This window comes from Sodalis sp. (in: enterobacteria), assembly GCF_047607725.1.
In the GTDB taxonomy this organism is placed as follows: domain Bacteria; phylum Pseudomonadota; class Gammaproteobacteria; order Enterobacterales; family Enterobacteriaceae; genus JBLKSS01.
In genome coordinates this window covers 1-9,807 of record NZ_JBLKSS010000162.1, presented here as the reverse complement: position 1 = coordinate 9,807, position 9,807 = coordinate 1, and the positions used below count along the sequence as shown (strand labels likewise).

Here is a 9,807-nt window from a genome sequence, read left to right as displayed (position 1 = left end):
CTCAAACCGGGATGGAAATAAAAGTTATTAAAATCAATACAATGTGAAAATACAATGAGCATAAGCGTGCAACGTAGGTTTACTGTCTCATACAACAAACCCACCAATAATTCAAGACGTCCTCCACGGGGCGCTTACCTTTGATCGAACGTAACGCCGGCTATCAGGGGGTGTTGTCGGTAGGCAGGGTGCAACGCCGGTGCTGGGCCTGGTGGTGAGGCGAGACGAAGAAATAGCGCATTTTGTGCCTAAAACTTTTTTTGAGGTGAAAGCGCATATTGTGACGCCGTCATAAGAACGCTTTACCGCCCTATAGGTGCCCAGCGACGCTTGTGAAAGCTGGCAGGACGAAGAAGGTCGCTTGCTGCATCGTCCGCTGGCGGAGCATGTGGTGGCCCGTATTACCGGCCAGCCGGCGCAGGTGGTCTATCAAGACAAACGGGTGTCGGAGACGGCGCCGCTGCCGTTTTCATTGTCGGCGCTGCAAATCGAGGCCGCCAAGCATTTTGGCCTCAGCGCGCAGCAGGTGCTTGATACCTGTCAGCGACTGTATGAAACCCACAAGCTCATCACGTATCCCCGCTCCGATTGCCGCTATTTGCCGGAAGAGCACTTCGCCGGACGTCAAGCGGTGCTGGCCGCCATTGCCGGTCACCAGCCCGAGCTGATGACGCAGTGCCAACTGAACACCGACCAGCGCAACCGCTGCTGGAACGATAAAAAGGTGGATGCGCACCATGCTATTATACCCACCGCCCGTGCCAGCCGCAGGACGCTCAACAACAGCGAGCAGAAAATCTACGGCTTGGTGTCGCGTCAGTATTTGATGCAGTTTTGCGCGGACGCGGTTTTTCGTCACTGTACTATTGAGCTGGATATCGCCGGAGGCAAGTTTGTCGCTCGAGCTCGTTTTCTTGCCGAGAGCGGATGTCGCGCGCTGCTGGGTGCGAAAGAGCGGGATGAGGAGAACGAGGGTACGCCATTGCCGGTCGTCGCCGAGGGGGATACGCTGCTTTGCGAACGGGGGGAAGTGGTGGCGCGCGAAACCCAGCCGCCGGGGCCGTTCACCGACGCCAGTCTCTTGTCGGCGATGACCGGGATTGCCCGTTTTGTACAGGATAAGGCGCTAAAGAAAATTCTACGCGCCACCGACGGTCTGGGCACCGAAGCGACGCGCGCCGGCATTATCGAGTTATTGTTTAAGCGCGGTTTTCTGTTTAAACAAGGACGCTATATCCACGCCAGCGATACCGGACGCGGTTTGATCCATGCGCTGCCGCCGAGCGCCGCCAGCCCGGATATGACCGCGCAATGGGAATCGTCGCTAACCCAAATAAGCGAGAAACAGTGCCGCTATCAAGATTTTATGCAGCCCTTGACACAAACGCTGCAGCAACTTATTCAGCAGGCGCGCCCTCATCGCTGCGTGGACTGCCGCCGGCGACCGAAAAACCGGCGGTCAAGGGCATACGGCGTAAGCGTAAACCCCCAAAACCCCCCGCCGACCCGCATCCGCCCGCCGGCAGCGCGGCGTAAAGGACATCGCGTCCGCCCGTGCTGCGTCAGATAAGGGCACGCTGTTGGGCCCGTATCATTGGGCGGCGTCTTGGGCCATTAACGCCTGAATGAGGGGCGCATCCGCCTCCGCCAGCGGCAGGGCAAGCGCGCGTGAGGGAGGAAGCCAAATGCATTCGTTGTGACAGTGTAACTCCAGCTCGCCGCTAAAGTTCGTAACGCGCCAGCCGTAGAGCAGAATTTCCCGCTCGCCCAGGGCACGGCGATGCATGGCGACAAAAGAGCCTATCCGCGCGCAGGGACAATTCTTCAAACAGCTCGCGCCAGAGCGCTTGAGGCTGTGTTTCGCCCGGCTCTACCTTGCCACCGGGTAATTCCCACAAGCCCGGTTGGTCACGGCTATCATCGCGCCGGGCCAGCAGCAGGGCGCCATCGCGGACGATGAGCCCCGCCACGACCGTAAGCGGCTGCACGGCACTCACAAATCAAAATCCGCCCACACCGGCGCGTGATCGGACGGCTTGTCCATTGCGCGGATGCTGTAATCGATGCCGGTCGCCTGAACGGCGGCCGCCAGCGGCCGCGAGGCCAGCAGGAGGTCGATACGCAGACCGCGGTTTTCATCGAAGCCGCGCGAGCGATAGTCAAACCAGGAGTAACGATCATCGCCTGCAGGATTGGCCTGGCGATAAGTATCCACCAGTCCCCATGCCAACAGACGTTCCATCCAGGCCCGCTCCTCCGGCAGGAAAGAGCATTTTCCGGTGCGCAGCCAGCGTTTGCGGCTCTCTTCGCCGATGCCAATGTCCAGATCGGTGGAGCTGATATTCATGTCCCCCATGATAAGCAGCATGGATTCGCCGTGGTGGCTTTGTTCCACATAGTCCTGCAGATCGTGGTAGAAGCGCTCTTTGGCCGGGAATTTGACCGGTTGGTCACGGCTTTCACCCTGGGGAAAGTAGCCGTTAACCACCGTCAATACGCCTTTGGGCGTGATGAAATCGGCCATGATAATACGACGCTGGGCGTCGTCGTCGTCGGTACTAAAGCCGCGGCGAATGGCTAATGGCTTTTCCCGGCTGAGCAGCGCCACGCCGTAGTGGCCTTTCTGACCATGATAGTAAACATGATAACCGTGGCGCGAGACCTCTTCGAGAGGGAACATATCGTCATGGACTTTGGTTTCCTGTAAACCGATCACGTCCGGCTGCAGTGTAGTGATAATGGCTTCAAGCTGATGGGGGCGAGCGCGTAGCCCGTTGATATTGAATGAGACAAACTTCATTGTTTATGCCAGGTGAGAGGTTATCGGCAGATGTTAGCAGAAACCGCCAGCCAAGAAAACGCGGCGCAATGGCCGCGCCGGTCGAGAAATAGGTCTGTGTGCTGTCAACAGGACGTTTAAGGGAGAGGTGGGGGAAGGATGATTCGCCGCTTTATGGCTCACCCTACGGGCCGATGCTGCGCATCGTTGTCTCGCGTAGCTCGACGCGAACCTTCGAAGATCTGTGACGGCAGATTTACAGTCTGCTCCCTTTGGCCGCTCGGGAACCCCACCTGAGCGAAAAATTACAATAACGCGTCAAGCGGGGCGCATCATATCAAATAAAGCGCTAACGCGCGCGCCCCGATTCTTTTGCCGCTTTTTTCCGCGAACGAAATGCGCGCGGTGACGGCCCACGCGCCGCGCGGCGTCAAAAAATAACGGTCCGATTGCCGTAGACGAAAACCCGCTGCGCCCACACGCGGTACAACGCCCTGCTCAGCACATTTTTCTCCACATCCCGCCTCGCGCGCATCATATCTTCCGCAGTGTAGGTATGATCGACGTGAATCACGTCCTGAATAATGATAGGGCCTTCATCCAGGTTATCGTTAACGTAGTGCGCGGTGGCGCCGATGATTTTCACCCCGCGCTCATAGGCCTGGTGATAGGGACGCGCGCCGATAAACGCCGGCAGGAACGAGTGATGAATATTGATGATTTGGTTGGGGTAATGACGCACAAATGTCGACGTAAGCACTCGCATGTATTTCGCCAGCACCACATAGTCCGGTGCGAAGGCGTCAATCTGCGCCATCATGCGCGCATCATGTTCCTCGCGGCTGAACCCTTCATGGCTTATCAGATGGAAGGGAATAGATGGAAGGGAATATCAAACCGTTCCACCAGCGGCCGCAGCGTTTCGTGGTTGCCGATGACCGCGGCGATCTCCACATCGAGACCGCCGTAAGCGCTTTTCATCAACAGGTCCCCAAGACAATGGGCTTCTTTGGTTACCAGCACCACGATGCGGCGCCGTCCGGCGTGATTCAGTTCCCGCATCGTCCCCGCGGGGAGTACCGCGTCCAGATCGGCCAGCAGCGCATCATCATTGAATAATCCTTCCAATTCGGTGCGCATGAAAAAGCGGCCGGTATGATGATCAACGTACTCGTTATTTTGCACGATATTCAACTGATGCTTGAAGCAAATGCTGGTGATTTGCGCAATCAGACCTTTGGCATCCGGACACAGGGTGCGTAATACCTTTCTTTGTACATTTTGCGACTGCATTGACTTGCGGATCCTGTCCTGTCTGTTGATTTTTGCCATGAAGCGGGCCGCGAGGGAACGGTGGCCGAATTATTGTCCACAACACTTTTTAAATTTGAGGCCGGAGCCGCACGGGCACGGCGCATTCCTGCCGGGTACAATATGCCGGCCGTCGACATAATACCAGCGTTCATCGAGGCGGACAAAGCGGGAACGTTCGTGAATAAAGCCGTTGCGCCGTTGCCGCTCGTCGTAAAAGCAGGCGATAAATTCCACATAGCCCTGACAGGCATCTTGGCCGGCGGCGCATTCGATCACCCGCAGCCCGCGCCAACGGGTGACGCGAAAGCCGTCGGTCAGCTCATTCCGCCACGCCGCGGCGCCGGCTTGTGGGTGCCAAGTGGCAATCAAATAATCGACATCCTCTATCACAAAGGCGCTGTAGCGTGAACGCATCAGCTGTTCGGGCGTCGCGGGCCGCGCGTCACCAGAGAGGAATGGGGCGCAGCAGTCGGCATACGGCCTACCGCTGTCTCAGGGGCAAATTGAGCGCACTCGACTCCTTGTTCAATGATCGGGGTATAGAACCACGCGTACACAGACGCGGGGACAAAAAGGTATTTTACCCAAAGCGACCGCGGCTGCGACTATTTTGGCTAAAGACCGGCGAATAAAATGCCCGGCTGTGGCCCCAAGGACGGGGTTTTGCCCTGTATCGGCGGTTAGCCCTTGTCAAGCCGGCGAGAAAGCTCCATCATTTTGCACTGCAAAGATGCAAATTTCCTTAATGGCGACTACGCTCGTTAGAGGTGCAATGGGATTTTAACGTCGTCGGCAACAGCATCATGGCCGTTAAATGGGGTAGTAATGGGGTCGTCGGGAGAGCCGGGCACCAGGTTTTATGATTATGTGAGCGGATGAAAAACCAGCAGCAGACTAAACAGCCCCTGTCATTAGTTATAAGCAAAAGTGGAGTATTGCAGCCACTGTTAGAAATAAGCGGAGGAAGGGGTTTCAATGGCCAAACCGTTAGCAAACAAACTTGTTCTTATCATTGAGGATGACGCTGTTTTTCGATCCGTGCTGAAGCAATTTCTGCTGACATTGGGGGCTGATGTCGTCGAGGCCGATCAAGGGCAGCATGCGCTGGATAAGTTAGCGTCCATCCGTCCGGATCTCATCATTTGCGATCTGGAAATGCCAGAAATGAACGGTCTGACCTTTGTTGAGCGTTTTCGCGGCACCGATACTACCACCCCCATCCTGATTGTCTCCGGCACCGATCAAATGACCGATATCGCCCGGGTTCTTCGGCTCGGGGTGCAGGACGTGTCGCTTAAACCGGTGGAGGATTTCCCCCGTTTGCGCGAAACGGTGCTAGGCTGTCTTTATCCCGATATGTTCACCTCCAAAGTCGACGAAGAAGAGCAACTGTTTCAGGATTGGGACGCGCTGAGCCAACATCCGGGAGCCGCGGCCAAACTTCTCAAACAGCTACAGCCTCCGGTACAGCAGAATATCGCGCAATGCCGGGTCAATTATCGCCAGTTGACCATGGCGGAGCAGCCGGGGCTGGTGCTGGATATCGCCGCGCTTTCCGATCACGATCTAGCTTTTTATTGCCTTGACGTCACGCGGGCCGAAGATAAAGGGGTTTTGGCGGCCTTGCTGTTACGAGCGCTGTTCAACGGCCTGTTGCAGGCGCATTTGGCCAATCGCGCACACCGGCTGCCGGAATTATCCACCTTGTTGAAACAGGTGAATCAACTTTTGCGTAAAGCGAATCTTGAAGGACAATTTCCTTTATTAGTAGGCTATTATCATCGCGTAATGAATAATTTAATTTTAGTGTCAGCCGGCCTGAACGCCACACTGAATACCAATAACCAGCAAATCCAGTTAAATAGTGGCGTACCGCTCGGCTCGATGGGGAATGCCTACCTGAATCAGGTCAGCCAGCACTGCACCGCCTGGCAATGCCAGGTCTGGGGCGCCGGCGGCCGTCTGCGGCTCATGCTCAACACCGACTAGCCGTCGAGGGCGTCGGTTTTCGTATAGAGAATAATCAAGTTAATACCTTTCAACCCTCACTATTGGGTAATTGTCCTATTTTAGACTGAACGCCCATTATTCCACGGGTTTCCCCTGCCGAAACTGATATAATCGAAAAGTTAAACATATTATTATATAGATAAAATATTATCTTAACGAAAGAGAGGTGGTTCATGTCTGCTATTACGACAAAAGTGAAAAAAACAGTAATCCCGGTGGCGGGATTGGGCACACGAATGTTGCCGGCAACCAAAGCGATCCCGAAGGAAATGCTCCCCCTGGTGGATAAGCCTTTGATTCAGTATGTGGTGAATGAATGTATCGCCGCGGGCATCAATGAAATCATCCTGGTCACCCACTCGTCCAAAAACTCCATTGAAAACCATTTTGATACCAGTTTCGAGCTGGAAGCGATGTTGGAAAAACGCGTCAAGCGGCAACTGTTGGCGGAGATTCAGGCGATTTGCCCACCCCATGTTACCATTATGCAGGTCCGTCAGGGGCTGGCCAAAGGCCTGGGGCACGCGGTCTTGTGTGCGCACCCGCTGGTGGGTGATGAACCGGTTGCGGTGATCCTGCCCGACGTGATTATCGATGAATATGAATCTAACCTGCAGACCGAAAATCTGGCGGCGATGCTAAAGCGCTTTGAAGATACCGGCCGCAGTCAAATTTTGGTCGAACCGGTGGAGGATGTCACCAGCTACGGCGTGGTGGATTGCCAGGGCAAAACCCTCAATCCGGGTGACAGCGTAGAGATGGTTGGCGTGGTCGAAAAACCGACCGCCGAAGAAGCGCCGTCTAATTTGTCCGTCGTTGGCCGCTATGTGCTGTCCGCCGATATTTGGGCACTGCTGGAAAAAACCCCGCACGGAGCCGGCAATGAAATTCAGCTGACAGACGCGATTGCGATGCTAATGGACAAAGAGACCGTCGAGGCCTACCACCTTAAGGGGCTGAGCCACGACTGCGGCAACAAACTGGGCTACATGCAGGCGTTCGTTGAATATGGCCTGCGTCATGAAAGTCTTGGCAAAGAATTCAAAACGTGGTTAAAAGACGCCATCACAAAATAAAGCGCTGAAGCTTTTTGGCTACATATTGACACAGACCAGGATCTTCCAACATGAAAGTAACGGTTTTTGGTATCGGCTATGTCGGCTTGGTGCAGGCGTCGGTTTTAGCCGAAGTGGGGCACGACGTGTTGTGCGTCGACGTGGATGAGCGCAAAGTCGAGAATCTGAAAAAAGGCGTGATTCCCATTTTCGAGCCAGGGCTGACGCCGCTTGTGCAGCAGAATTATGAAGCCGGACGGCTGAAATTCACTACGGATGCGCAGGCCGGCGTCAATCATGGCGTCATGCAGTTTATCGCGGTAGGCACGCCGCCGGATGAAGACGGCTCTGCGGATTTGAAATACGTGACCGCCGTGGCGCGTACCATCGCCCAGCACATGAACGATCACAAAATGGTGCTGGATAAATCCACAGTGCCGGTGGGAACGGCGGATAAAGTTCACGCCGTGATGCAGGAAACGCTGCAAAGCCGCAACAGCACGCTGACATTTGATGTGGTATCCAACCCTGAATTTTTAAAAGAAGGGGCGGCGGTAGCTGACTGCATGCGCCCTGAGCGAATTGTGGTAGGCACCGACAATGAAGATGTGGTGGAATTACTGCATGAGCTCTACGAGCCGTTTAACCGCAATCACGACCGAATGATCCTGATGGATATCCGCAGCGCCGAGCTGACGAAATATGCCGCCAACTGCATGCTGGCGACCAAAATCAGCTTTATGAATGAAATGTCCAATCTGGCGGAATTGCTGGGTGCGGATGTGGAGAAAGTACGCCAGGGTATCGGCTCGGACTCGCGCATCGGTTACAGTTTTATTTACCCTGGCTGCGGCTACGGCGGCTCTTGCTTCCCGAAAGACGTGCAGGCGCTCATTCGGACCGCCGAGCAAATCGGTTACCAGCCCAAGCTGCTACAGGCCGTTGAAGACGTAAACTATAAGCAGAAAGACAAACTGCTGGCCTTTATTCGCCGCCATTTCGGCGACGATTTGAGCGGCAAAACCTTTGCGCTATGGGGGCTGTCGTTTAAGCCCAACACCGACGATATGCGCGAAGCATCAAGTCGGGTGTTGATGGAAGCGTTATGGCAGGCCGGCGCGGCTATTCAAGCTTTCGATCCGGAAGCGATGAATGAAACGCAGCGCATCTACGGCCACCGAGACGATCTGCAGTTGATGGGCACCAAAGAAGCCGCCCTGCGCGGCGCCGATGCGCTGGTCATTTGCACCGAATGGCAGAACTTCCGCGCGCCGGATTTCGATGTCATTAAGGCGGCGCTCAAACAACCGGTGATCTTTGATGGCCGCAACCTATACGATCCGGAACGCCTCGCTAATCGCGGCTTTGTCTATTATGGCATTGGCCGCGGCGCCTCGCTTGCTTCTCCTTCCTAAGAGACCACGATGAAATTTTTGGTCACCGGCGCAGCCGGTTTTATTGGCTATCATGTCAGCGGGCGTCTGCTCGCTGACGGTCATCAGGTGATCGGTATCGACAACCTGAGCGATTATTATGATGTGTCGTTAAAGCAAGCCCGTCTTGACGGCCTGCGGGCCTATGACGCTTTTCGTTTTCACAAGCTTGATTTGGCGGACCGGCAGGGCATCGCCAGCCTGTTTGCCGATGAAGGGTTTGAGCGGGTGATTCATCTTGGCGCACAGGCCGGGGTACGCTATTCGCTGGACAATCCCCTAGCCTACGGTGACGCCAACCTTATCGGTCATCTTAATATTCTTGAAGGGTGCCGGCATACTCAGGTGGTGCATCTGTTGTACACATCCTCCAGTTCGGTCTATGGCCTTAACCGCAAGTTGCCCTTTTCCACGGACGACGCGGTGAATCATCCGGTGTCGCTGTACGCGGCCACCAAAAAAGCCAATGAACTGATGGCGCACACGTATGCGCACCTCTATCAGTTGCCGACCACCGGCCTGCGCTTTTTTACCGTCTACGGCCCATGGGGGCGCCCGGATATGGCGTTGTTCAAGTTCACCCGGGCGATGCTCAACGGCGAGCGTATCGACGTCTACAACGGCGGAGACATGCTGCGCGACTTTACCTATATTGACGACATTGTCGAAGCCATCGTTCGTCTGCAGGACGTTATTCCTGCGCCGGATGCCGGCTGGACGGTGGAAACCGGCTCGCCGGCGGCGAGTTCCGCGCCTTATCGCGTCTACAATATTGGCAATAGTCAGCCGGTAAAGCTGATGGACTATATTCAGGCGCTGGAAGATGCCCTCGGTATCCAGGCAGAGAAGAATTTGCTGCCAATGCAGCCCGGCGATGTGCTGGAAACCAGCGCGGATACGCAGGCGCTGTATCGCGCGATTGGCTTCAAACCACAGACGCCGGTGGCGGAAGGGGTCAAACATTTTGTCGAATGGTATCGCGAGTATTACCAGCGTTAATGTATTGCCTCCCAATAGCGATAAAAGCGGCCCGCCGGCCGTTTTTTTTTTGCCTGTTATGTCTGTAAGCGTACGCCCAGCGCCGTATTGACAGTTATTCAGTAGGGATGGTGAGGTTCCACGGCAGGAGCTCTTTGATTTTGTTGATGGGATGATCCGCGATAATCGCCAGCACATGGCGCAGATACGCTTCCGGCTCCACGCCGTTCAGTTTGCA

7 protein-coding genes, 1 tRNA gene and 3 pseudogenes are annotated in these 9,807 nt (G+C 55.3%); 5 read left to right on the top strand and 6 right to left on the bottom strand.

Annotation, left to right across the window (positions count from 1 at the left end; all coding sequences use genetic code 11):
• Positions 1 to 361 precede the first annotated feature (361 nt).
• Positions 362 to 1,570 (top strand): DNA topoisomerase, encoded by a 1,209-nt coding sequence (locus ACMX3H_RS14390; RefSeq protein WP_415211328.1) that lies wholly within the window; start codon positions 362 to 364, stop codon positions 1,568 to 1,570.
• A 21-nt stretch (positions 1,571 to 1,591) separates the two neighbouring features.
• Here ACMX3H_RS14390 and ACMX3H_RS14385 read toward each other — a convergent pair.
• The 5 genes and pseudogenes from ACMX3H_RS14385 to ACMX3H_RS14365 all read right to left on the bottom strand — a co-directional run.
• Positions 1,592 to 1,988: pseudogene (locus ACMX3H_RS14385) on the bottom strand (pyrimidine (deoxy)nucleoside triphosphate diphosphatase).
• Positions 1,989 to 1,993: 5 nt separating this feature from the next.
• Complete coding sequence (xthA, locus tag ACMX3H_RS14380) at positions 1,994 to 2,800, bottom strand: exodeoxyribonuclease III (RefSeq protein WP_415211327.1); 807 nt, start codon at positions 2,798 to 2,800, stop codon at positions 1,994 to 1,996.
• A 125-nt stretch (positions 2,801 to 2,925) separates the two neighbouring features.
• Positions 2,926 to 3,073 (bottom strand) — tRNA-Tyr (locus ACMX3H_RS14375).
• A 136-nt stretch (positions 3,074 to 3,209) separates the two neighbouring features.
• Positions 3,210 to 4,072: pseudogene (gene purU / locus ACMX3H_RS14370) on the bottom strand (formyltetrahydrofolate deformylase).
• 69 nt (positions 4,073 to 4,141) lie between these two features.
• Positions 4,142 to 4,582 (bottom strand): annotated as a pseudogene (locus ACMX3H_RS14365) (YchJ family protein); the annotation flags it as partial.
• A 486-nt stretch (positions 4,583 to 5,068) separates the two neighbouring features.
• Between ACMX3H_RS14365 and rssB the strand changes: the two are divergent.
• The 4 genes from rssB to ACMX3H_RS14345 all read left to right on the top strand — a co-directional run bounded on the left by rssB (position 5,069) and on the right by ACMX3H_RS14345 (position 9,590).
• A complete protein-coding gene (rssB, locus tag ACMX3H_RS14360; RefSeq protein WP_415211326.1) occupies positions 5,069 to 6,082 on the top strand; it encodes a two-component system response regulator RssB in 1,014 nt (337 codons plus the stop codon).
• A gap of 194 nt (positions 6,083 to 6,276) precedes the next feature.
• Positions 6,277 to 7,179, top strand: a complete 903-nt coding sequence (gene galU / locus ACMX3H_RS14355) for a UTP--glucose-1-phosphate uridylyltransferase GalU (RefSeq protein WP_415211325.1) — start codon at positions 6,277 to 6,279, stop codon at positions 7,177 to 7,179.
• A 50-nt stretch (positions 7,180 to 7,229) separates the two neighbouring features.
• Positions 7,230 to 8,573 (top strand): UDP-glucose dehydrogenase family protein, encoded by a 1,344-nt coding sequence (locus ACMX3H_RS14350; RefSeq protein ID WP_415211324.1) that lies wholly within the window; start codon positions 7,230 to 7,232, stop codon positions 8,571 to 8,573.
• Positions 8,574 to 8,582: 9 nt separating this feature from the next.
• On the top strand, positions 8,583 to 9,590 hold the full coding sequence (locus ACMX3H_RS14345; protein WP_415211323.1) for an NAD-dependent epimerase: 1,008 nt from the start codon (positions 8,583 to 8,585) through the stop codon (positions 9,588 to 9,590).
• Positions 9,591 to 9,684: 94 nt separating this feature from the next.
• Here ACMX3H_RS14345 and ACMX3H_RS14340 read toward each other — a convergent pair.
• On the bottom strand, positions 9,685 to 9,807 hold a 123-nt coding region (locus ACMX3H_RS14340; RefSeq protein ID WP_415211329.1), incomplete at its 5' end, for a transposase domain-containing protein.

Coding starts and splice junctions, on each gene's coding strand:
- ACMX3H_RS14345 (WP_415211323.1), top strand. CDS start 8,583: ATGAAATTTTTGGTCACCGGCGCAGCCGGTTTTATTGGCTATCATGTC.
- rssB (WP_415211326.1), top strand. CDS start 5,069: ATGGCCAAACCGTTAGCAAACAAACTTGTTCTTATCATTGAGGATGAC.
- ACMX3H_RS14350 (WP_415211324.1), top strand. CDS start 7,230: ATGAAAGTAACGGTTTTTGGTATCGGCTATGTCGGCTTGGTGCAGGCG.
- xthA (WP_415211327.1), bottom strand. CDS start 2,800: ATGAAGTTTGTCTCATTCAATATCAACGGGCTACGCGCTCGCCCCCAT.
- galU (WP_415211325.1), top strand. CDS start 6,277: ATGTCTGCTATTACGACAAAAGTGAAAAAAACAGTAATCCCGGTGGCG.